This window comes from Paracoccus sp. J56 (assembly GCF_019633685.1).
In the GTDB taxonomy this organism is placed as follows: domain Bacteria; phylum Pseudomonadota; class Alphaproteobacteria; order Rhodobacterales; family Rhodobacteraceae; genus Paracoccus; species Paracoccus kondratievae.
This window is the reverse complement of the sequence record NZ_JAFL01000038.1, coordinates 1-20,934: the sequence shown is the minus strand read 5'-3', so window position 1 is coordinate 20,934 and position 20,934 is coordinate 1. Positions and strand designations below refer to the sequence as shown.

Annotated in this window: 23 protein-coding genes and 3 pseudogenes; 12 read left to right on the top strand and 14 right to left on the bottom strand. The window is 60.7% G+C overall.

Annotated elements, in window-relative coordinates:
- Together M511_RS17515 and M511_RS17510 are read left to right on the top strand one after the other, a co-directional pair.
- A partial coding sequence (locus tag M511_RS17515) for an ATP-binding protein (RefSeq protein ID WP_217809624.1) occupies window positions 1-137 on the top strand: 137 nt, incomplete at its 5' end.
- 64 nt (window positions 138-201) lie between these two features.
- Window positions 202-1,047 (top strand): acyl-CoA dehydrogenase family protein, encoded by an 846-nt coding sequence (locus M511_RS17510; RefSeq protein WP_240547695.1) that lies wholly within the window; start codon window positions 202-204, stop codon window positions 1,045-1,047.
- A gap of 43 nt (window positions 1,048-1,090) precedes the next feature.
- Here the strand turns inward: M511_RS17510 and M511_RS17505 are convergent, their stop codons facing one another.
- Complete coding sequence (locus M511_RS17505; protein WP_085503013.1) at window positions 1,091-1,456, bottom strand: YfeK family protein; 366 nt, start codon at window positions 1,454-1,456, stop codon at window positions 1,091-1,093.
- A gap of 209 nt (window positions 1,457-1,665) precedes the next feature.
- Between M511_RS17505 and M511_RS17500 the strand changes: the two genes are divergently transcribed.
- Complete coding sequence (locus M511_RS17500; RefSeq protein ID WP_010400184.1) at window positions 1,666-2,232, top strand: DoxX family protein; 567 nt, start codon at window positions 1,666-1,668, stop codon at window positions 2,230-2,232.
- Between the two features lie 108 nt (window positions 2,233-2,340).
- Here M511_RS17500 and M511_RS19335 read toward each other — a convergent pair whose 3' ends face one another.
- The gene (locus M511_RS19335; RefSeq protein ID WP_240547694.1) at window positions 2,341-3,138 is read right to left on the bottom strand and encodes an acyltransferase; all 798 of its coding nucleotides are present in this window, start codon (window positions 3,136-3,138) and stop codon (window positions 2,341-2,343) included.
- A gap of 556 nt (window positions 3,139-3,694) precedes the next feature.
- Window positions 3,695-4,996: an NCS2 family permease gene (locus M511_RS17490; RefSeq protein ID WP_010397286.1), complete on the bottom strand. Its 1,302-nt coding sequence runs from the start codon at window positions 4,994-4,996 to the stop codon at window positions 3,695-3,697.
- 281 nt (window positions 4,997-5,277) lie between these two features.
- Here M511_RS17490 and puuE point away from each other — a divergent pair, with 281 nt between their 5' ends.
- Both puuE and M511_RS17480 read left to right on the top strand, forming a co-directional pair.
- Entirely contained in the window at window positions 5,278-6,690 is a 1,413-nt protein-coding gene (gene puuE, locus M511_RS17485) for an allantoinase PuuE (protein ID WP_085503011.1), read from the top strand.
- Between the two features lie 78 nt (window positions 6,691-6,768).
- Window positions 6,769-7,596: a bifunctional allantoicase/(S)-ureidoglycine aminohydrolase gene (locus tag M511_RS17480; RefSeq protein ID WP_010397290.1), complete on the top strand. Its 828-nt coding sequence runs from the start codon at window positions 6,769-6,771 to the stop codon at window positions 7,594-7,596.
- Between the two features lie 92 nt (window positions 7,597-7,688).
- Here the strand turns inward: M511_RS17480 and alkB are convergent, their stop codons facing one another.
- Window positions 7,689-8,321 (bottom strand): DNA oxidative demethylase AlkB, encoded by a 633-nt coding sequence (gene alkB / locus M511_RS17475; protein ID WP_085503010.1) that lies wholly within the window; start codon window positions 8,319-8,321, stop codon window positions 7,689-7,691.
- Between the two features lie 89 nt (window positions 8,322-8,410).
- Between alkB and M511_RS17470 the strand changes: the two genes are divergently transcribed.
- Window positions 8,411-9,028, top strand: a complete 618-nt coding sequence (locus M511_RS17470) for a DsbA family protein (RefSeq protein ID WP_085503008.1) — start codon at window positions 8,411-8,413, stop codon at window positions 9,026-9,028.
- Between the two features lie 16 nt (window positions 9,029-9,044).
- Here the strand turns inward: M511_RS17470 and trpB are convergent, their stop codons facing one another.
- The 9 genes from trpB to M511_RS17430 form a co-directional block, all read right to left on the bottom strand.
- Window positions 9,045-10,277, bottom strand: coding sequence for a tryptophan synthase subunit beta (trpB, locus tag M511_RS17465; RefSeq protein ID WP_085503006.1), 1,233 nt, complete (start codon window positions 10,275-10,277; stop codon window positions 9,045-9,047).
- A 49-nt stretch (window positions 10,278-10,326) separates the two neighbouring features.
- Entirely contained in the window at window positions 10,327-10,779 is a 453-nt protein-coding gene (locus M511_RS17460) for a GNAT family N-acetyltransferase (protein WP_085503004.1), read from the bottom strand.
- Window positions 10,776-11,423, bottom strand: coding sequence for a phosphoribosylanthranilate isomerase (locus M511_RS17455; RefSeq protein WP_085503002.1), 648 nt, complete (start codon window positions 11,421-11,423; stop codon window positions 10,776-10,778). The genes M511_RS17460 and M511_RS17455 overlap by 4 nt, the downstream gene beginning before the upstream one ends.
- 4 nt (window positions 11,424-11,427) lie before the next feature.
- Window positions 11,428-11,829: a LapA family protein gene (locus M511_RS17450; RefSeq protein ID WP_040602072.1), complete on the bottom strand. Its 402-nt coding sequence runs from the start codon at window positions 11,827-11,829 to the stop codon at window positions 11,428-11,430.
- Between the two features lie 39 nt (window positions 11,830-11,868).
- Window positions 11,869-12,156, bottom strand: a complete 288-nt coding sequence (gene ihfB / locus M511_RS17445) for an integration host factor subunit beta (RefSeq protein ID WP_010397307.1) — start codon at window positions 12,154-12,156, stop codon at window positions 11,869-11,871.
- Window positions 12,157-12,363: 207 nt separating this feature from the next.
- Window positions 12,364-14,043, bottom strand: a complete 1,680-nt coding sequence (rpsA, locus tag M511_RS17440; protein WP_010397309.1) for a 30S ribosomal protein S1 — start codon at window positions 14,041-14,043, stop codon at window positions 12,364-12,366.
- A 163-nt stretch (window positions 14,044-14,206) separates the two neighbouring features.
- The gene (locus tag M511_RS17435; protein ID WP_336245888.1) at window positions 14,207-14,935 is read right to left on the bottom strand and encodes an NAD(P)H-dependent flavin oxidoreductase; all 729 of its coding nucleotides are present in this window, start codon (window positions 14,933-14,935) and stop codon (window positions 14,207-14,209) included.
- Window positions 14,899-15,231 (bottom strand): nitronate monooxygenase, encoded by a 333-nt coding sequence (locus M511_RS19610; RefSeq protein WP_336245890.1) that lies wholly within the window; start codon window positions 15,229-15,231, stop codon window positions 14,899-14,901. Before M511_RS19610 ends, M511_RS17435 begins: the two co-directional genes overlap by 37 nt.
- 50 nt (window positions 15,232-15,281) lie before the next feature.
- The gene (locus tag M511_RS17430) at window positions 15,282-15,866 is read right to left on the bottom strand and encodes a (d)CMP kinase (RefSeq protein WP_085502999.1); all 585 of its coding nucleotides are present in this window, start codon (window positions 15,864-15,866) and stop codon (window positions 15,282-15,284) included.
- Window positions 15,867-16,557: 691 nt separating this feature from the next.
- On the opposite strand from M511_RS17430, the gene M511_RS17425 reads away from it, so the two are divergent.
- From M511_RS17425 to M511_RS19715, 6 genes and pseudogenes are all read left to right on the top strand, one after another.
- On the top strand, window positions 16,558-16,977 hold the full coding sequence (locus M511_RS17425) for a hypothetical protein (RefSeq protein ID WP_010397315.1): 420 nt from the start codon (window positions 16,558-16,560) through the stop codon (window positions 16,975-16,977).
- A gap of 273 nt (window positions 16,978-17,250) precedes the next feature.
- Window positions 17,251-17,499, top strand: a pseudogene (locus M511_RS17420) (transposase); the annotation flags it as partial.
- 84 nt (window positions 17,500-17,583) lie between these two features.
- Window positions 17,584-17,841: an IS66 family insertion sequence element accessory protein TnpB gene (tnpB, locus tag M511_RS17415; protein WP_085502995.1), complete on the top strand. Its 258-nt coding sequence runs from the start codon at window positions 17,584-17,586 to the stop codon at window positions 17,839-17,841.
- Between the two features lie 118 nt (window positions 17,842-17,959).
- Window positions 17,960-18,283: a hypothetical protein gene (locus tag M511_RS19500; RefSeq protein WP_254901069.1), complete on the top strand. Its 324-nt coding sequence runs from the start codon at window positions 17,960-17,962 to the stop codon at window positions 18,281-18,283.
- A gap of 10 nt (window positions 18,284-18,293) precedes the next feature.
- A pseudogene (locus M511_RS19605) lies at window positions 18,294-18,389 on the top strand (hypothetical protein); the annotation flags it as partial.
- Window positions 18,390-18,490: 101 nt separating this feature from the next.
- On the top strand, window positions 18,491-19,501 hold the full coding sequence (locus tag M511_RS19715) for an IS66 family transposase (protein ID WP_441339024.1): 1,011 nt from the start codon (window positions 18,491-18,493) through the stop codon (window positions 19,499-19,501).
- Window positions 19,502-20,587: 1,086 nt separating this feature from the next.
- Here the strand turns inward: M511_RS19715 and M511_RS17405 are convergent.
- Window positions 20,588-20,934, bottom strand: a pseudogene (locus M511_RS17405) (IS5-like element ISPme2 family transposase); the annotation flags it as partial.

Below are 20,934 nucleotides of genomic sequence, written 5' to 3'. Positions count from 1 at the left end.
ATGAATGGACGGAAACCTTCGGTTCCGAGCGTCTCACCGGCGCGCTGCTCGACCGACTGACCCACCACGTCAACATCATCGAGATGAACGGCGAAAGCTATCGCCTCGCCAACAGCACAGCCCGTAAACAGCGCTGATCACCATAAAATATCTACCCACGATTGGCCCTAAGGGGCCAGTGCGCCATGGCTCGCGCCAGCTATGTGGCCAGCGCGCGCGCCATGGCGCACCCCCCAACTGGCCGGACTTTACGCCGCCGCCCCGGCCGACTTTTGCTCCGCCGTTGACAACCATGTGCTGGTCAACGGGCGCAAGTTCTATGCCTCGGGCGCGCTGCTTGCCCATTTCGTGCCTATCGTTGCGCTGGATGATGAGGGCCGCGCCTGGTACGCGATTGCCGAGCGTGGGGCCGAGGGGCTGTCCGTCATCGACGACTGGTCGGCCATGGGTCAGCGCACGACACTGTCGGGCACGGTAACGCTGGAAAACGTCAAAGTGCCCAAAACCCATCTGGTTCCCGGCTACAAAGGCTATGAACGTCCAACTGCGGATGGCGCAATCTTTCAGGTCATTCAGGCTGCTGTCGACCTTGGCATTGCCCGGGCCGCGATCAAGGACACGATTGATTTCGTGCGCAACCGATCGCGCCCGTGGGTGGATAGCGGCCTTGAGCATGCCTATGAGGACCCCTATAGCATTCAGGCCGTCGGGGATCTGGTCCTGCGCGCCAATGCTGCCGAGGCAGTGCTGGATCGGGCCGGTCTGACCATAGACGCAGCCGTCGCCGCACCCGATGCCACGAGCGTGGCGAAAGCCCAGATTGCGACCGCCGAGGCCAAGGTGCTGACGACCGAAATCGCCATTCAGGCCACGAACAAGTTGTTCGAACTGGCCGGGACGCGCTCGACCCTGGCCGAGCACAATCTGGATCGCCACTGGCGCAATGCCCGCACCCATACATTGCATGATCCGGTGCGCTGGAAATACGCGATTCTTGGCAATTACTACCTGAACGGCATCAATCCGCCCCTGCACGCCTGGAGCTGACCGGCAAGACCCGCAAGGATGGCCCTTGCGGGGCTTTCACATCCTAGCTTCGCAACGCTTTGAGCTTTTGCAACAACCACGCCCGGCTTGCCTGCTCGGGGTCGCTGCCGCATTGGATCAGATAGGGCTTGCCCGACACGCTGCTTTTGCTGGCCGCAAGATCGATGAACTGCTCGGTCGAGGTCAGCTTGCCGCGCTTGGCGATGTAATCGAGCTTGGTCTGCAAATGGGGCCGCACCTTCTCGGCCGCATACCATGTTCCATTGCGATTAAAACGGCAGCCCGAGCTTTCGATACTGTCCAGCAGCGCCTCGATCTCTTGCGCAACCACCGGGGGCGGGGCTTCTGCCTGCGCGGGATGTGCAAGGGCGACAAGCAGGGCAAGGGCGGCAGGTTTCATTGCGGACATGACACTGGTACCTCGGTATCACCCCACGCATGAGGCGGAAAACTGCAGCAGTCATTGCGTAAACGACCGGGAAACTCAACCCCTGACCTTTACGATCCTGTTCCTTCAACTCTGGCAAGACAAGGTATTCATTTGAGTTTATGCAGGGTCGTGCAGATAGGTCGGACGATCCGGCATCAGTATCAGGAAAGGGTATCTACGTGGAAGAAATGACCTCAAGCCCGCGCGAGCGGTTGATCCTGCCGTTCATGGCCCCGTTCTACCACAAGGTAGCCCAGCCGATCGGATGGCTTTTGTTCCGCATCATCATCGGCGGTCTGCTGATGGTCGAAGGCTGGCCCAAGATCCTGGACCCCATGGGACAGATCGGCTTTCTCGAGAACGTCGCAGGCATACCGGCGGGCTGGTTCTTTTCGCCGCTTCTCGCGGTCATGCAATTCGTTGGCGGCTTCATGATCGCTGTCGGTCTGTTGACCCGCCCGGCCGCTCTGGCCAATGCAGTGATGCTGGCGATGACATTAAGATTCCACATCGAAAACCCTTATGGGAACGCCCTGCTCACGCCCGAAGGGATCGAGTTTCTGAAAGCCAACCTGCAATACCTGACCGAAAACGGCCAAGCCCGCCTCCTGTCTGACGGCGGGACCGCATTCCTGCATCAAGTGCAGGCCAAGGCCGAGTTCAACTCGACCTTCTGGTGTGCGGGTGCCGCCATCATCGCAGCTTTCGGAGGCGGCAAGCTGTCAATCGACCGCGTATTGGGCAAAGAGTTCTGAGGCGATTCGTCAGACCGGTCACGATCTGGCAGAGATGTTTCAGATGCCGAGTTGCGTGCACCTCGGCATCTGAATACGGAGCATGAGGAAAGCTCCGCAGCGCCGGGGCTACTCTGTGTTCTTACGCAGTCGGTTGAAAAAAATACGCTCTCCGCGCGAAATCTCACTCAGACTCTGCGACCAGGATACACGTGTCCGAACGACTTTTGCCGGAACACCCGCAGCGATACAGGCAGGTGGGACATCCTTGGTCACAATAGCTCCAGAAGCGACCACGGAACCCTGCCCGATCGTGACATTTTTCATGACAGAACTGCGCCGCCCCAGCCAAACCCGACGACCGATATCGATCTTGGCCGGGCCCCAGTTGATGATCGACATCGTGTCGAGGTCGACAATCCCGTGGCTGTCCGAGCCTTGCAGCAAGACCTCGTCCGACCACAGCCCACCGGCAGCAACAGTGGCGGTTGTCTCCAGCAGCACGACCCTGGCCCCTCCAATGTAGGTGTTCTCGCCGATGATCAGGCTGCAATCCTTGTGAACCATCTTTACAGTGATGTTCATTCGCCGCCGCGAGAAAAATATGCCTTTATGCCCCTGCCCCTTTAAAGACATCAGAATATTCGATCTCTTATCAGGCAGGTGAAAGAATATCAGCTGGCAATCTTTCAAATCCTCATAGACTGCCAGCCGCACGACCTTTTTCAACAGGTTCAAGCTACCTTTTGGCGCCCAGATATAGCACCCATCAGTTCTATGTGTCTCAGCGATTTTCGGATTTAGAAGAGACAGGCTGACGCGCTCATATTCTCCTTCAGGAAGAGACGTAAGCAGGAATTTGTTCTTGGCGGATTCAGTATCGGGGAAATGCCGCTCAAAGAGTTGAGCCGCTGTTGCGTGTTCCATTTCCCGATTCCCTCTCCATCAACGTTGCAGAGATTGCTACACCGGTCGAGGATTGGCCTCAAGGAGTGGGCGTAAGACCTGACCACCATCCGCCCGCTCACGCTGATCGACAGCCTTCGGGATGGGCTTGTCAGGTTGCCGGGCCGCGTCGCAAGATGATGGGCCGATGTAGCTGCGACACCCTTACACCTCTGGCGTGTTTTCATCAAAATTCATTGCAGAAAAAATATTAAGGGAAAGTAAAAGCAGCTCTGTCATAGTTACCCGGTGGAAAAGCGTGATCCCTGCCGGGGGTAAGATACACGAAACAGCGCCATTCACTTCACCAAACCCTGAGGCGAATTATACCAAGGTGTCTGCTCTCTTCAAAAGAAAACCCCTCATGATCATAGCAGGGACTTCAGCTGAATTAAGCTTAGAATGCAGAGTTATAAATACCGCACAGTTCTTGATGAGCATCCGTCTGCGCGCAGTGCAAGTCAGACTGGACTACACTCTCAACAAAAAAAGGCCCGTCCAAGGGCGGGCCTTTTGCTGAAATTACCGCAATCCTGCCTTATTCCATGAAGAAGGCAAAGCGGATCACGAACAGCGCCGCCACGATCCAGGTTGCGGCATGCACCTCACGCGCGCGACCGGTCGCCAGCTTGATCGCAGCATAGCTGACAAAGCCGAAAGCCAGACCGTTGGCGATCGAGTAGGTAAAGGGCATCATCAGCGCCGTCAGCACCGCAGGCGCGCTTTCGGTGACATCGCTCCACTGGATTTCCTCGAACTCGCGCACCATCAGACAGGCGACATACAGCAGCGCAGGGGCCGTGGCATAGGCCGGAACCGACCCGGCGAGCGGTGCAAAGAACACCGCAAGCAGGAACAGTACCGCAACGACCAGAGCGGTCAGCCCGGTGCGCCCGCCCGCCTGCACGCCCGAGGCGCTTTCGACATAGGCGGTGGTCGAGCTGGTGCCCAGCATCGAGCCGGCAAGGATCGCGGTCGAATCCGCCATCAGCGCCCGGCTGAGGCCCTTGTTTGTATGGGCTGGTCCCTCGGTCAGCAGGCCAGCGCGCTTGGCGACGCCGATCAGGGTACCGGTCGCGTCAAAGACCTCGACCAGAACCATGACAAGAATGACGTGAAAAATCCCTACGGTCAGCGCGCCTGCAATGTCGAGTTGCAGGAAGGTCGGCATGATCGACGGCGGCATCGACACTACCCCGCCAAAGGTGCTGGCACCCAATGCAATCGACGCAACGGTGATGACCAGAATGCCGATCAGGATCGCCCCGCGCACCTTCAGGGTGTCAAGCGCCGCGATAATGAAAAACCCGGCGATGGCAAGCAGCGTCCCGGTCTGGGTCAAATCGCCCAGACTGACCAGCGTCACAGAGTTGCCAACCACAACACCCGAGCTTTTAAGCGCGATGAGCCCCAGAAACATCCCGATCCCGGCAGCAATGGCACTGCGCATCGAACTGGGGATACCGGCGATCAGCCAGCGCCGGATGCCGGTCACCGACAAGAACAGAAAGACGATGCCCGAGATAAAAACGGCACCCAAAGCCTGCTGCCATGTGAACCCAAGGGTCCCGGCGACGGTAAAGGCGAAAAACGCGTTCAGCCCCATCCCCGGGGCCATACCGATGGGCCAGTTTGCCCAAAGCGCCATGATGGCCGAGCCAAGCGCCGCCGCGAGGCAGGTTGCGACAAAGACCGCATTCCGATCCATGCCGGTCGAAGACAGGATCTCAGGATTGACGAAAATGATATAGGCCATCGTCAGGAAGGTGGTGATCCCCGCGATCACCTCTGTCCTTACGCTGGTGCCATTGGCCGTAAGGCCGAACTGCTTGTCTAGCACGCTACCTTCCCCTGGACTGATACTGGCGCCACTGGCCGTCAGGCCGGATTGCTTGTCTGGCATGGTTCCTCCCATTCGGCGGTTGGCCCGCCGTGCTGGCCAGATTATGCCCCGGCATCTTCAACGAGAATACTGGGTATAGCGACAGAGTTTCAATGGGATGTTGATAAACCCAGATTTTCAAGAAATAATTGGTTCTGTTTTTAGAAAATTAGGGTTGCCTGAAAGGCCGGCAGGGTGATCAGTGCCAAGCAGCCAGAAAACAGGAAAGGAAGCAAGCGATGCGTTACAGCCGCGACATGATCGGTTATGGCGAGCACACGCCTGATGCGAAGTGGCCCGGGAATGCACGGATCGCAGTGCAGATCGTCATCAACTACGAAGAAGGCGGCGAAAACAGCATCGAGCACGGCGACGCGGCCTCTGAAGCTTTCCTGTCCGAAATCATCGGCGCCCAGCCCTGGCCGGGCAAGCGCCACTGGAACATGGAATCCATCTATGACTATGGCGCGCGAGCAGGTTTCTGGCGCCTTCACCGCCTGCTCAAGGACGTGCCGGTAACGGTCTACGGCGTGGCGACCGCGCTGGAGCGCGCGCCCGAGCAGGTCGCGGCCATGCAGGATGCCGGCTGGGAGATCGCGACCCACGGTTACAAATGGATCGATTACAAGGACATCCCGCGCGAGATCGAGGCCGAGCATATCGCCAAGGCGATCGAGCTGCACACCCAGGTAACGGGTGAACGTCCGCGCGGCTTCTATCAGGGCCGGACCTCGATGAACACGGTCGGGCTGGGCTGTGAGGAAGGCGGTTTCGAATACCTTGCCGATACCATAGCCGACGATCTGCCCTATTGGCATGTGCACAAGGGCAAGCCGCAGCTCATGGTGCCCTATACGATGGACGCCAATGACATGCGCTTCTCGTCCGGTCAGGGCTTTGGCACCGGCGTCGAGTTCTTTGACTATCTGCGCGACAGCTTTGACATCCTCTATGCCGAGGGCGTGGCCGGCGCGCCCAAGATGATGTCGATCGGGCTGCATTGCCGTCTGGCGGGCCGGCCGGGCCGCGCCATGGCGATCAAGCAGTTCCTTGAACATGCGCGAGGCCATGAGGGCGTGTGGTTCGCAACCCGGCTCGACATCGCACGCCATTGGGCCAAAACCCATCCTTATCGGGCCAAACTGCGCCCCTCGCAAATGGGCCGTGAAGAATTCATCGAGCAGTTCGGCGGCGTCTATGAACATTCGCCCTGGATCGCCGAACGGGTGTGGGACGCCGAGATGGGCGCGATCCATGACACCCCCGCAGGCCTTGCCGCGCGTATGGCGCAGATCTTTCGTGCCGCAAGCGACGAAGAGCGGCTGGGCGTGCTGCTGGCGCACCCGGATCTTGCCGGCAAGCTGGCCGCGGCCAGGCGTCTGACCGAGAGCAGCACCGCCGAACAGGCCAGTGCCGGTCTGGACAGCCTGACCGACGAAGAACGTGCCGAATTCGACCGGCTGAACAGCGCCTATATGGAGAAGCACAGGTTCCCCTTTATCATTGCCGTGCGCGATCATGACAAGCCGGGGATCATGGCCGCAATGCGCCAGCGCATCGACAATGACACGGCGACCGAGCGCGGCGAGGCCGAGCGCCAGGTCTCTCGCATCGCCACGTTGCGCTTGCAGCAGCTGCTGGGCGACAACTGAGTCCATGCCGCCCGCGGGTCAGCCGCGGGCGATCACCGACCCCAACGGGGCACGACCCCCGGCGCAACGGAGAGCCATATGACCGCCAAGACCCCGACCTATGCCGGGCCCTTTGCCGGCCTGCCGCCGCAGACCGATCTGACCACCGATACCGCCGTCTTTACCGATGCCTATGCCGTCATCCCGGCAAGCACGATGCGCGACATTGTCACCAGCTTTCTGCCGGGCTGGACTGGCATGCGGATGTGGATGATCGCCCGGCCGCTTTCGGGCTTTGCCGAGACCTTCAGCCAATATATCGTCGAATTGCAGCCGCAAGGCGGGTCAGACCGCCCCGAAGATGACGAAGGGGTTCAGTCCGCGATTTTTGTCACCGATGGCACCATTACCCTGACCATCGACGGCAAGACGCATGAACTGACCCCGGGCGGTTTTGCCTATATTCCCGCCGGCATGGCCTGGTCGGTAAAAAGCGGTGCCGGGACCTCGCGCTTTCACTGGTGGCGCAAACGCTGGCAGGTGGTCGAGGGCCTCTCAAAACCCGATGCGATCATCGCCAATGAGCGCGACATCGCCCCGATCCCGATGCCCGACACCGGCGGCAGCTGGGCGACCACCCGGTTTATGGACCCCGAGGATATGCGTCACGATATGCATATCACCATCGTGACCTTCAAACCCGGCGGCTCGATCCCCTTTGCCGAAACCCATGTCATGGAACATGGTCTGTTTGTGATTGAAGGGAAAGCTGTCTATCGCCTGAACCGCGATTGGGTCGAGGTCGGGCCCGGGGACTTTATGTGGTTACGCGCCTTCTGCCCGCAATGCTGCTATGCCGGGGGGCCGGGAAATTTCCGCTATCTGCTTTATAAAGACGTAAACCGTCACGCGCCGATCTGGAAGTAAGGGGGGCTCTGCCCCCACGCCTTGCCTGCCCTCAACGGGCCGGCAAGGCGTTCCCCCGGGATATTTGGGACACGAAAGAATCTGGCATCAGCTTAGCCAGCGCGCCGAAAAGTCAGGTTGATGCGGGCCGCGCCGGTCAGCGGGTGACTGCCCGGGCGCAAGGTCAGGATACCGTGCCAGTTCAGCCGCGCCACACCACCCCAGACAACGACATCACCGTGATGAAGAGTATGTCTTGCCACCGGATCGCGACGCTCAGGCCCACCGAATTGGAATATCGCGGGCAGACCTAATGAGACCGAGACGATAGGGGCGGTCAGATCCGCTTCATCCCGGTCCTGGTGCAAGCCCATCTTGATCCCCGGAACATAGCGGTTGATCAGGCAGACATCAGGGTGAAAGTCTGGAAAGCCGGCTTCGGCGGCGGCAGTTTCTGCCAGATTTTGCAGGCTCGGCGGCATTGGAGGCCAAGGTTTTCCGGTCAGCGGGTCCTCGGGTTCATAACGATAGCCACGCCGGTCGCTGATCCACCCCAGAGCACCACAGTTCGTCATCTCGACCCCGATCTGCTTGCCACCCGGGGTCTGCATGTGGCGGAAGGGTGAGATTTCGGCGATCCGCAGCACCTCATGATGAATAGCAGGATCAGCCGCGATGCCGCGCAAAATCATCGCATCAGGCGCGATTGGTTCGTTGCGGCGGGTTCCGAACAGATCTGGCTGCATCTCACGCTTTCACGGGGTTGTGGCTTGGCGCTTGACCTGCTCCCTTTGCGGTGGCTTTCAGATAAGGGTCACTGATAGGACTTATTACCATGTTGCGCCCCATTGCCGCAATCGCACTTGCACTGTTCTGCGCCCTGCCCCTGACGCCCGTGCAGGCGCAGGACCATGATGCAGCCGAAGTCGCGCAGATCAAGGACGCCGTGTTCAACGGCCCGGGACTGCCGATGATGGGAAATCCGCAAGGCGATGCGGTGCTTGTCGAGTTTTCGGATTACAATTGCGGTTTCTGCCGCAAGAACGCCCCACAGGTAGCAGCGTTGCTGAAGGCCGAACCCAAGCTGAAACTGGTGGTGCACGAGATCCCGATCTTTGGCGAGGGTTCGCGTTTTGCGGCCAAGGCCGCGCTGGCCGCGCAAGCCCAGGGCAAATACCCCGAGTTTCACCGCGCACTAATGGCGATGCGTGGACGGGCCGAAATCGCCTCGGTTCTGCGTGTGGCGCGCGAGGTCGGGCTGGATGTCGAGAGGTTGCAGCGCGACATGCGCGCACCCGAGATCACCGAGAGAATCGAGCGTTCGCTGGCGCTGGCCGATGAGATCGGATTAGTCGGCACGCCCAGCTTTATCGCCGGTGACCGGGCAATCTTTGGTTATCTGTCCAAGGACGAACTGGCCGAGTTGGTCGCCGAGGCGCGCGCCGGGAAATAGCGCGCGCCCTTTGGCCTTAGGTGCGGATATCGACGCCAAGATGTTTGGCGACGGTAAAGATATCCTTGTCGCCCCGCCCCGAGAGGTTCACCACCATGATGTGATCCTTGGGCAGGCCGGGTGCAATCTTGATGGCATGGGCGAGCGCATGGCTGGGCTCAAGCGCCGGGATGATACCTTCGAGCCGGCACATGGTCTGGAACGCCTCAAGCGCCTCGTCATCAGTGACGCTGACATATTCGGCACGGCCCTTTTCCTTGAGCCAGGCGTGCTCGGGCCCGATGCCAGGATAGTCGAGACCGGCGCTGATCGAATGACCTTCGAGGATCTGGCCTTCGTCGTCCTGCAAAAGATAGGTCCGGTTGCCATGCAGCACGCCAGGGCGACCACCGGTCAGGCTGGCGCAATGCTGCATGCGCTCATCAACGCCCTTGCCGCCGGCCTCGACGCCAATGATGCGGACCGAATCGTCGTCGAGGAATGGGTGAAACAGCCCCATCGCGTTCGAACCGCCGCCGATTGCCGCCACGAGACTGTCTGGCAAGCGCCCCTCGCCCTCTTGCTCGGCAAGCTGCCAGCGGGTTTCGCGGCCGATGATGCATTGGAAGTCGCGCACCATGCCCGGATAGGGATGCGGACCGGCAACCGTGCCAATGCAATAGAACGTGTCGCGCACATTGGTCACCCAATCGCGCAGCGCATCGTTCATTGCGTCCTTGAGCGTCCCGCGTCCCGAGGTCACCGGCACCACCTCTGCTCCGAGAAGCCTCATCCGGAATACGTTCGGCGCCTGACGCTCAACGTCATGCGCCCCCATGTAAACGATACATTTCAGGCCAAAGCGCGCGCAGACCGTCGCGGTCGCAACACCGTGCTGGCCCGCTCCGGTTTCGGCAATGATCCGGGTCTTGCCCATACGACGCGCAAGCAGGATCTGACCCAGAACGTTGTTGATCTTGTGGCTGCCGGTGTGGTTCAGTTCTTCGCGCTTGAGATAGATCCTGGCACCACCCAGCTCTTCGGTCAGCCGGGGGGCGAAGTAAAGCGGGCTCGGGCGACCGACATAATGCTTCCACAGATCGTCCATCTCGGCCCAAAAGGCGGGATCATCCTTGGCACGCTTGTATTCGGCCTCAAGGTCGAGGATCAGCGGCATCAGGGTTTCGCTGACGAAGCGACCGCCGAAGATGCCAAAGCGGCCCTGTTCGTCCGGGCCGTTCATGAAGCTGTTGATGAGATCTTCGGCCATGGCTCTCCTCGGGCGTGGTCGGTGAATAGGCGGGCAAAAGAAAATCCCGTCAAAGGGATTTCTTATATCCGATATGAGAGGGGGTAAAGCCGAGCCCGTCATAGAAGCGATGAGCATCGCTGCGGCGGCGGTTCGTGGTGAACTGCAAAAGCGTACAGCCCGCCACCCGCGCGCGGCTTTCGGCATCGCCGATCAGGGCCGCGCCGATTCCCTGCCCACGCAGAGCCGAACTCACCCGCACACCCTCGATCTGAGCGCGGCGGGCAGCGGAAAGCGATAGACCCGAGATAAAGGTAATCTGGTAGCAGGCGACCACCTCGCCGCCATACACCCCGACGATCAGTTGATTCGCGCCCTCGGCCCGCATCGCCTCCCATGCTGTGAAATAGGGGGTAAGATCGGCGCTTTCACGGTCCCTGCCCAGCATGTCATCGCGCAAAAGCGCGACCACTGCGGGAACATCTTCGCGGTGTGCCTCACGGAAGGTGACTTTGTCGCTCATAGGATCGGCGCTGTGGCGCGGGCGATAAAGCGGCGAATGCGATCGGGGTCCTTGACGCCCGGCGCGCTTTCAACGCCTGAAGAAACATCGACACCCTGGGCGCGGGTCAGCCTGATCGCCTCGGTCACATTCTCGGGGGTCAGACCGCCAGCAAGCAGCCAGGGCTTAAGCATCTGGCGTCCGACCAGCAGCCGCCAATCAAAAGCAAGACCATTCCCGCCCGGCAGCACCGCATCCTTGGGCGCCTTGGCGTCGATCAGCAGCATGTCCGAAACCAGACCATAGTCCCAGATCCGGTCAAGGTCCTGCGGCCCCGAAACACCAATCGCCTTCATCACTGGCAGACCGGTGCGGGACCTGATCCCGGCCACGCGGTCAGGGGATTCGCTACCATGCAACTGGATCAGGTCCAGCGGCACATGAGCAAGCACCCGATCAAGCGCCGCATCATCGGGATCGACGAACAGTCCGACTTTGGCCACCCCCATCGGCACCTGTACGGCCAAAGCGGCGGTCGCCTCGGGCGTTACATGGCGCGGGGATTTCTCAAAAAAGACAAAGCCGACATAGCGCGCGCCAGCCTCAATGGCGGCGGCGAGTCCCTCGGCTTCGGTCAGGCCGCAGATCTTGACGGATACGCCCATCGGATCAGCGCGGCGCGGGCAGGGTCGTTGCGGCTGCGGCCGGTGCGGCGGGCTGGTGCGACGGCTCATCAAGGATCGCCAGCACCTCATCGCGCGGCGCGGCATGGGTGCGGCGCAGATCGCCTACCTCACGCTGCAACTGCGCCAGATTCTGCGCGCGGCGGTTCGATTCGGCCCGCAAACGCGCCTCGCGCAGCCACTCCCAGACAAGGCCAACCAGCACGCCAAAGACCATGGCAAGGAACAGCGCCACAAAGGCCGGCATGGTCAGCGACCAGGTGCCACCGGTAAAGCGGGCGAATTGCGCGGGCAGCAGGCTGACAGTCACCGGCTCACGGTTGGCTGCAGCAAGCAGCATCAACACGAGGGCCAGTACGACGAAAAAGGAAATCCGGATCACGCGCATGCCTTGAACCCCCGAAAAGATTGTCGCCGGCAATCTGGCCTATTCGGAGGAGCCGTTCAACCGTTCGCGCAGCAGTTTGCCAGTCTTGAAGAAGGGGACATGCTTTTCATCGACGCTGACCGCCTCTCCGGTACGGGGGTTACGGCCCTGACGCGCCTCGCGTTTTTTCACGGAGAATGCGCCAAACCCACGCAGTTCGACCCGGTCGCCACGCGCCATCGCCTCGATGATCTCCTCGAAGACCGTGTTGACGATCCGTTCAACGTCGCGCTGGAACAGATGGGGGTTTTCTTCTGAGATTTTCTGGATCAGTTCGGATCGGATCATTGCGGTTCCTGAATCTGGTGTTCCAACAGCTTCCTGCCGCCTGTGCCTGGATCAGACATCACGGCATTCAATCTCAGAACGCCTGGCGGCCGGTTTGGTTGCGTCCTTTCAAGACTTTATCGTTCATTCGGCAGATATGCGCAATGAAAAGCGCCCCCGGAGCGATCCGGGGGCGCAATGAATGGCCATCTATGGCCTGTATCGGTCTTAGTTGCGGCCTTTGAGGGCGGCACCCAGGATATCGCCCAGCGAAGCGCCCGAATCCGAGCTGCCATACTGTTCGACGGCTTCTTTTTCTTCGGCGATTTCGCGCGCCTTGATCGACAGGCCCAGACGGCGGGTCTTGGTGTCGATGTTGGTGACGCGGACATCAACCTTGTCGCCAACCTGGAAGCGTTCGGGGCGCTGGTCCTGACGGTCGCGGGCGAGGTCCGAACGACGGATGAAGGACTTCATGCCGTTGTATTCGACCTCGATGCCGCCATCTTCGATCGCCGTCACGGCGACGGTGATGACCGAGCCACGCTTGACGCCTTCGACAGCCTCGGCCATCGCGTCGTTTTCAAGCGCTTTGATCGAGAGCGAGATGCGCTCTTTCTCGATGTCAACTTCCTGAACGACGGCTTTCACCACATCGCCCTTGCGGAAGTCCTGGATGGCTTCCTCGCCGCGGGTATCCCAGCTGATGTCCGAAAGGTGGACCATGCCGTCGATATCGCCTTCGAGGCCAACGAACAGACCGAATTCGGTGATGTTCTTGACTTCGCCTTCGATGACGGTGCCGACCGGATGGGTTTCGGCAAAGACTTCCCACGGGTTGCGCATGGTCTGCTTGAGACCCAGGCTGACGCGACGCTTGGCTTCGTCGATCTCCAGCACCATGACATCGACTTCTTGCGAGGTCGAGACGATCTTGCCGGGATGGACGTTTTTCTTGGTCCAGCTCATTTCCGAAACGTGGACCAGGCCCTCGACACCGGCTTCCAGCTCGACGAAGGCGCCGTAGTCGGTGATATTGGTCACACGGCCAGTGTGAACCGAACCGATCGGGAATTTGTCGGCAACGGTATCCCACGGGTCGGCCTGAAGCTGTTTCATGCCCAGGCTGATGCGGTGGGTTTCCTTGTTGATCTTGACGACCTGGACCTTGACGGTCTCGCCGATCGACAGGATCTCGGACGGGTGGTTGACGCGGCGCCAGGCCATGTCGGTAACATGCAGCAGGCCGTCAACACCGCCCAGATCAACAAAGGCACCATATTCGGTGATGTTCTTGACAACACCCTCGACGGTCTGACCTTCGCTGAGGTTGGCGATGACCTCGGCGCGTTGTTCGGCGCGGCTTTCTTCCAGAATGGCGCGGCGCGACACGACGATGTTGCCACGGCGGCGATCCATTTTCAGGATCTGGAAGGGCTGCTTCAGACCCATCAGCGGGCCGGCGTCACGCACCGGGCGCACATCAACCTGGCTGCCCGGCAGGAAGGCCACGGCACCGCCCAGATCAACAGTGAAGCCACCCTTGACGCGACCAAAGATAGCGCCTTCGACGCGCTCTTCCGCAGCATAGGCTTTTTCCAGACGATCCCAGGCTTCTTCGCGGCGAGCTTTCTCGCGGCTGATGCTGGCTTCGCCACGGGCGTTCTCGACGCGATCCAGGTAGACCTCGACTTCGTCGCCGACGGCAATGCTCGGCGCTTCGCCGGGATTTGCAAATTCTTTCAGATCGACGCGGCCTTCCATCTTGTAGCCGACATCGATGATGGCCTGGCCCGCCTCGATGGCGATGACCTTGCCTTTGACGACCGAGCCCTCTTCGGGCGTGTCGATGGTGAGGCTTTCGTTCAGGAGGGCCTCGAATTCCTCCATGGTCGCTTTAGCGCACATATATGATACAGTTTCCTTTACGATCATTGCTGGCCATGCGGTTGGCTCCGCCGGTCTTTTTGTAGACGCCGGGATAAGCGCAAAGGGTCGCGGCATACGCCCGACCCTGTTGAAGCAGCCCGTTCTGGCCCCATCACTTATCCTGACGGGCGCGATATAGCCTTCATTCGGCTTTGTGGCAAGCGTCGAGGCCCTTAAAACTCGCGCGAATTTCCCTATCAAGCAGCGCAACCAGCTCTGCTGCAGGCATCGCACGGGCACGGAAAGCGCCCGTTCCGGCCCATTGAGCGGCATAATCCGACCCGCCCGCCAGCGCATGCAACCGCTTTGACGCATCATAGACGATCGGATAGTCAGGCAGCGTCGGCGCCGCTGCCTTGCGCCCCAATTCGGTCAGCCGGTTGGCAATCCCGCGCGCCGGACGGCCTGAAATCGCCCGTGTCATTACCGTATCGCCGGGTTTCGCCGAACCCAGCCGGGCACGATAGGCGTCATTCGCGGCCGCTTCCGGACAGGCCACGAAAGCCGTGCCCATCTGCACTGCAGCTGCCCCGGCTGCTAGGAAACGCGCAGCCTCATGCCCGTCCATGATCCCGCCTGCGGCAATGACCGGCAAGCCAAGGTCTAGCAGGTCATGCAGTAATGCCTGGGTGGTCTGCTGCGCGTCAGGCCCATCAGGGTCAAAGATACCGCGGTGGCCCCCTGCCTCATATCCCTGAGCGACGATCAGATCGAGCCCGGCTGTACGGATCGCCAGCGCCTCGGCACGCGAAGTAGCGGTCGCGGCAAGCGTCGCGCCGCTGTCGCGCAATGCGGTGATGCGGTCAGCCGAGGGCAGACCAAAATGAAAGCTGACTACAGCCGGACGCGCCTCAAGCACCGCGCCCAGCATCTCATCATCCTCAAGAAAGCTGCGATAGATCTCTTCGATCCGGGCCGGTGGCTCCGCCCCGAAACGGCGAAACTCGGGCGCAAGTAGTCAAGCCATGCTGTCTCTCGTGCCGGATCGGCCTTGGCGGGACGGTGGCAAAACAGATTGACACCGTACCGGTTCGAGCCCAGCCGTTCACACGTTTCAGCCATCATCGCAGCAGCCTGCCCGGCATTCGAGGCCCCCAGCCCCAGCGAACCCAGCCCCCCTGCCCGGCTGACCTCAGCGGCAAGGTGCGGCGTGGCAGTGCCTGCCATCGGTGCCTGAATGACCGGGACGGTCAGGTCAGGCAGCTGAAAACGCGCGCTCACGCGCCAGCCTCTTTCGCGCAGGTGATGGCGCGGGTCACGGCGTCGTCAATGCTCATTTCGCTGGTATCCAGCAACACCGCATCAGGTGCCGGGCGCATTGGCGCCACGGCGCGGGCGGCATCGCGGGCGTCACGTTCGCGCAGCTCACGCAGCATCTGCGCCTCATCCGCGCCCAGCTCCATTGCCCGGCGGCGGGCACGGATCTCATCATTTGCGGTTACGTACAGCTTTAGCTCGGCATCCGGGCAAATCACCGTGCCAATATCGCGGCCATCCAGCACCGCGCCGGGCTCACTGCGGGCAAAGCGGCGCTGGAATTCCACCAACGCGGCGCGCACCTCGGGGATCGCAGCAACACGGCTTGCAGCCTGCCCGGCCCTGGCACTGCGCAGATCATCGCGCGCCAGATCATCGGGCGTCAGACTGCGGGCGGCAGCGACCGGATCGCCACCTTTCGCCCCAACCGCGCGATAAAGCAGCCCGGTATCAAGATGGGCAAAGCCGAAATGATGCGCAAGAGCGCGCGCAATAGTCCCCTTGCCCGAGGCGGCAGGTCCGTCAATGGCGATGGTAAAGGGCATCTGTCCTCGGCGTCTGACAGCGGAAGAGGTGACCCGGCCCTGCCTCGCACCCGGCCCTATAAGGCCAGAGAACCGCCGCTCCATACCGTCGCGACCGAAGCAACCGCCGGACGGCTGCCCGTCCGCAACTGGATCTTGGTGCCGGTTACGAGATCGAACAGGCGGCCTTCTGACCAGAGAACCAGCAGACAGGACGCTAACTCGGCGCAACCGGCAGGTTTTTCCTGCAGACGAAACGTAAACGAATCGTGAGCTCGGAGCGGCAGATTATCACCCCGGACTATCCCCGCAAGATCGCGCCGGGACGTGTCCGCCCGAGAGGCAGTCTCGATCCCAGGGAATGTTGCTGTTTTCAGCGCAGGATCCCGGCTGGCTGCGCCTGTTCAGGTCAGGAAAGAAAATAACGGCAGCGGCGAGGGTTAAGATTTGCAGTCACCGCCCAGGTACATCATTCTAAAGTATGAGTTGTATAAATTGTGCAAAACTGACCAAATGCAATCTGTAGTTAAATGGTAGTATGTTATTCCCTTGCACGGGCGGTCCTTCGGGACCGCCCGTTACGGTTTCGGGCAGATCCCTTTCCATTTGAAAGGAGCGGTCACTGGCAGCTTTCCGCCATCGCCCGGATTCGTGATGCAACCGATCGCGACTTTGAAAGTATATCCTCCACAAGCTCCCATGGAGGACCAAGATGAAGCTGGCACCTATCCTTATCAGCGCCCTGACTATTGCCGTGTTCAGCACCACCCCCGTCACTGCAGACCCCGGCCGCGGGCACGGTAAAGGCCGGCACACCCATCATCACAAGCATGACGAGCATAAGGGCGGACACCGCACGCATGCCCGCTATGTTGCCGACTGCCCCCCCGGTCTGGCCAAGAAAAGCCCGGCCTGCATTCCTCCGGGGCAGGTTGGCAAACGCTATGGTACCCGCATTGGCGATACGCTGCGTGTCCGTGATTACATGCTGATCCGCGACCTTGATCGCTACGGTTTGGAGCAGCGCAGAGGCTGGAACTACTACCGCGACGATGGCCGGATCTATCGCGTCGACAGCGGTACGCGGAAAATCCTCGCAGTGCTGAATCTGATCGACGCCTTTGCGAACTGATCCGGAGCGCCACGCCCTGCAACCGACATCGCCCCGCCGCAAACGCGGGGCATGAAAACAACATATGGCGACACCATCTTCACCATAAGCGGCGAGGAAACCCTTTGGGTCAGCGACGTGACTGGCGTGGGACAGGCTGGTGGCGTCGGTCTGCCGCCGAGGTTCCATGCCCGCGACTAGTTCTGCGCCCGTGTCCGGGGCTGATAGCTTACAGTTGGTGAAGGCCGCGATCGAACGTTTCGACGGTGCGCCGATAGTGAGCGCCACCGGTGGTCGGATGAGTTCAAGGCGCAAGCAGTCGCGGCGACACTGGGGCCGGGTATGAACGTTTCGGCGCTGGCGCGCCGTCTGGGAATTTCGCCGCAGCAGCTGTTCGGCTGGCGCAAGACCTTTCTGAAGAAGCAGGAAGCAGACATCACGGCGGGCACACCAACACCGCTGGTGGAGATCGTGGTGGGCGAGGTGTTGATCCGAGTCGGTGCCGAGCTTCGCCGTATCCTGCTTGCGTTACGTTCGACATGACGCTGTCGGGCGTGCAGGTCTATCTGGCCAGCGGACCTGTGAACTTTCGGAGGGGACCGGACAGCCTGCTGTCGCTGGTGCGCGATGAAGGGCCGCGACCCGTTCAGTCGCGCACTTTACGTGTTCCGTACGAAGCGGGCGGGCCGGGTCAAGATCGGCTGGTGGGATGGCAGCGGCCTGTACCTGTTTGCGAAGCGGCTGGAGAAGTCCCCGTTCCGCTGGCCGCGGACAGGGCCTGTCCGGGGGCGGCTCAACCGCGCCCGGCTGATGGCACTGCTCGACGGGCTGGACAGGAAGAGGATGCGGCCCGTGGCGGTGAAAACGCCTGTATTTGCTGGCTGATCAGTCCGCGGCAAAGTGAATCACGCCGACCGGGAAGGTCTATCAACAGAGGCATGGCGCGGCGGGGTGTGCTATCCTCTGCGGCATGCGCGCTGATGATCTTTCCCTGCCCGATAACATGGACCTTCTCAAGGCCATGGTCCGCACCATGGCGGAGAAGACGTCCGTGCCGGAGAAAGAGAATGCGGCGCTTAAAGCGCGCAGCCTCGATGCCGACGCGCGGATCACGCGGTTGATGCAGATCCGGAAGGCCTATACCCGGTCCCGGTTCGGGCGCCGTTCAGAGAAGCTGGGCGCTGCGGGCGACGGAGCCGGCGAGGAGGCGCCGCAATCCGTCGTCTTCCAGGAGACCGAAACCGGCATCGCCGCCCCGCAGGCGCAGACGGGGCACGGGCGAGAAGCGGGCACCGCGACCGCGCAAGGGCTTCCCGCCCCATCTTGAGCGGATCGAAGTGGTGATCGAGCCCGAGGACCTGCCCGAACATGTAAACCGAGAGAAGGTGCTGATCGACGAAGACATCTCGGAGCGGCTGGATATTATCCCGGCAAAGTTCCGTGTCATCGTGACCCGCCGCCTGAAATATGCGTTCAAGGGGTGGGACGGTGTCATCCAGGCGCGCTTGCGCCGGCCCACATCATCGAAAGCGGCTTGCCGACCGAGGTGCTGCTGGCCCAGATCGCAATCTCCAAATATGCCGACGACCTGCCACTGTTCCTGCAGGAGAGGATTTATGCCCGCGACCGGGTGGAGATCGACAGGCGGCAAATGGCGCAGTGGATGGGCCGGGTCAGCTTCGAACTGGAGATCCTTGCCGCGCATGTGATGGGCGAGGCTCTGAAGGGCCCGCGCGTCTTTTCCGATGAGACGAGCCTTCCGACCCTTGCACCCGGAACAGGTGCCGTGAAGAAGGCTGGCTCTGGGCCTATGCCCGCGACGACAGCACCTTTGGCGGTAGCGGGCCGCCCATGGTTGCCCACCGCTTCGAGGACAGCCGATCCGGAGAATGCGTTCGCCGACATCTCGGCGGTTACGGCGGCATTCTGCAGGTGGACGGATATGCTGCCTGCAATCAGCTCGTCCGCAAGGATGGATGGAGGCAATGATGGCCCGCGCCTCGCTGGATGTTGGGCCGGCGCTTCTATAAGCTCCACACCGCCGGGGACAGCCAGGTCGCCACCACCACGATCGGATGCATGGCTGATCTGTGGAAGCTCGAGGCCGAAGTGCGCGGCCAACGTACCAAAGCGCGTGCGGCGTCGCGGCCAGGCCATATCCGCTCCCATCGTCACCGGGCTGTTCACCCTCTGGCAGCAGACCCTGCCGCGTATCTCGGGCAAGTCGAAGCTGGCCGAGCCCATCCGCTACGCAATTGCAAGGCGTGAGATCTTCGAGCGCTTCCTGACCGACAGCCTCATCGAACCCGACTCCAACATAGTCGAGCGAGCAATCAGGCCACAGACCATCATCCACAAGAACATCCTCTTCGCCGGATCGGACGGCGACGGCCGGACATGGGCCATCATCGCCACCCTTCTGCAGACGAGCAGGATGAACAATGTCGACCCAGCGGCGTGGCTCACCCAGACCCTTGGGCGCATCGCCAACCAATGGTCAAGCGCCGAAATCGACGCCCTCATGCCTTGGAACCATAGGCCCTGAACGGCCTCAACTCCCCGCTTACCAGAAAGGAATCGGCGAGATCTGATCCAGCACCTACCCGCCAGAAGCCCTCCCCAGATAGATGAGCTGGTATCGCAGCCGCAAAGTGCGATTCCCCGCACCGGGAACGACTGCGATGCCACAATTGCGGCGCCGAAGGCCCTGGCGGCCGAGTTGGAGGTTGAGGCTTCCGAGAAGTGACGGGCACGGCCTCATTGCTGACCAACCAGTCCAGAATCACTCGCCGACCAAGGTCAGCACAGCACGAGAAATCAATCCCTGGGTGATCAAACGCCGCACACCTCATCCCTGAGGATACTGAACTTTGGCAGGAAACTAACTATTTTATATACAAATCAGACTTGGGAGCCCCTTGGAATTTCCAATTCTATCCGCATAAAACTACATTATATTCCTTTAAAATCATAATACTATTTTGGGTTCTAAGAAAAATTGGCGTGAGTATTGCGAGCACCGCCCACCAGCAAGAACAGCCCGATACCTATACTTGTACAGGTCTATGGAACGGCCTATTGTAGTATTGCCTACTGTGGTGGTTAGGCATCTGTGGCGGTGGTCTCATGATTGCGACCGCCGCCCATTTTTTACCGTAGCCGGCGCTCCCGCAAACCGGCTTTCGTTTCCCAAAACGGGACCGTACGCACCCCGGAGTCGGCGGGTTGCGCGGGCCCATGCTCTTGCCAATCCAATAACATGTCAGGGGCAGTGTTGAGCGGACTAAGCAAGACAGGCGACTCTGCCCAGCCAAAACGCACGTCGGCCTCACTCGCCTGCAGACGCATGGCCCAACTTATTCCAGATCGGCAAAGCAGTAATACTGCCGTGCCGATTCGGGCTCAAATGGCGAAATATGCACCGGGGTGAACCGGGCCTGCGCCGCCAGGAGTTCAGCACATCTTTCAGCGCGGTCCGACCTAGCCCAGACGCTATAATCATGCCAAGAAACCTTCCTTGTCTGACGCTTGAAGCTGGGTGATCGGCGAAACTGACTTCGCAATGCGGCTTTGTGCGGGGATAAAGGTCTCCGTGCTGCGTGAACGATGCATCAGAACTTTCAAATTTAGGTCATGTTGACAAATGGCGGAGCCAGAGGCGGATCGACGTGATGTCGATGAAGCCCAGGAAGCTTTCGGCGGTCTTGTCGTAGCGGGTGGCGACGCGACGGGCATTCTTGAGCTTGTTGAAGCACCGCTCAACGAGATTGCGCAGGCGGTAGAGCCTGCGGTCAACGGCGACCCGTAGCTTCCGGGTTTTGCGCATGGGGATGACCGGCACCACGTCGCGCACCTCCATGGTCTTGCGGATGTTGTCGGAGTCGTAGCCGCGGTCTGCGAGCAGAACGCTTGGCTCGGGCAGGTTGTCAGCCATGACCAGATCGAAGCCGAGGTAGTCCGATGTCTGCCCGGCCGTGA

Excerpts from the sequence above, each read along its gene's own strand:
- M511_RS17510 (WP_240547695.1), top strand. The coding sequence starts at position 202 with ATGTGGCCAGCGCGCGCGCCATGGCGCACCCCCCAACTGGCCGGACTT.
- M511_RS17505 (WP_085503013.1), bottom strand. The coding sequence starts at position 1,456 with ATGTCCGCAATGAAACCTGCCGCCCTTGCCCTGCTTGTCGCCCTTGCA.
- M511_RS17500 (WP_010400184.1), top strand. The coding sequence starts at position 1,666 with ATGACCTCAAGCCCGCGCGAGCGGTTGATCCTGCCGTTCATGGCCCCG.
- M511_RS19335 (WP_240547694.1), bottom strand. The coding sequence starts at position 3,138 with ATGGAACACGCAACAGCGGCTCAACTCTTTGAGCGGCATTTCCCCGAT.
- puuE (WP_085503011.1), top strand. The coding sequence starts at position 5,278 with ATGCGTTACAGCCGCGACATGATCGGTTATGGCGAGCACACGCCTGAT.
- M511_RS17480 (WP_010397290.1), top strand. The coding sequence starts at position 6,769 with ATGACCGCCAAGACCCCGACCTATGCCGGGCCCTTTGCCGGCCTGCCG.
- alkB (WP_085503010.1), bottom strand. The coding sequence starts at position 8,321 with ATGCAGCCAGATCTGTTCGGAACCCGCCGCAACGAACCAATCGCGCCT.
- M511_RS17470 (WP_085503008.1), top strand. The coding sequence starts at position 8,411 with ATGTTGCGCCCCATTGCCGCAATCGCACTTGCACTGTTCTGCGCCCTG.
- trpB (WP_085503006.1), bottom strand. The coding sequence starts at position 10,277 with ATGGCCGAAGATCTCATCAACAGCTTCATGAACGGCCCGGACGAACAG.
- M511_RS17460 (WP_085503004.1), bottom strand. The coding sequence starts at position 10,779 with ATGAGCGACAAAGTCACCTTCCGTGAGGCACACCGCGAAGATGTTCCC.
- M511_RS17455 (WP_085503002.1), bottom strand. The coding sequence starts at position 11,423 with ATGGGCGTATCCGTCAAGATCTGCGGCCTGACCGAAGCCGAGGGACTC.
- M511_RS17450 (WP_040602072.1), bottom strand. The coding sequence starts at position 11,829 with ATGCGCGTGATCCGGATTTCCTTTTTCGTCGTACTGGCCCTCGTGTTG.
- ihfB (WP_010397307.1), bottom strand. The coding sequence starts at position 12,156 with ATGATCCGATCCGAACTGATCCAGAAAATCTCAGAAGAAAACCCCCAT.
- rpsA (WP_010397309.1), bottom strand. The coding sequence starts at position 14,043 with ATGTGCGCTAAAGCGACCATGGAGGAATTCGAGGCCCTCCTGAACGAA.
- M511_RS17435 (WP_336245888.1), bottom strand. The coding sequence starts at position 14,935 with ATGCTGGGCGCGGTGCTTGAGGCGCGTCCGGCTGTAGTCAGCTTTCAT.
- M511_RS19610 (WP_336245890.1), bottom strand. The coding sequence starts at position 15,231 with ATGGCAGGCACTGCCACGCCGCACCTTGCCGCTGAGGTCAGCCGGGCA.
- M511_RS17430 (WP_085502999.1), bottom strand. The coding sequence starts at position 15,866 with ATGCCCTTTACCATCGCCATTGACGGACCTGCCGCCTCGGGCAAGGGG.
- M511_RS17425 (WP_010397315.1), top strand. The coding sequence starts at position 16,558 with ATGAAGCTGGCACCTATCCTTATCAGCGCCCTGACTATTGCCGTGTTC.
- tnpB (WP_085502995.1), top strand. The coding sequence starts at position 17,584 with ATGAAGGGCCGCGACCCGTTCAGTCGCGCACTTTACGTGTTCCGTACG.
- M511_RS19500 (WP_254901069.1), top strand. The coding sequence starts at position 17,960 with ATGGACCTTCTCAAGGCCATGGTCCGCACCATGGCGGAGAAGACGTCC.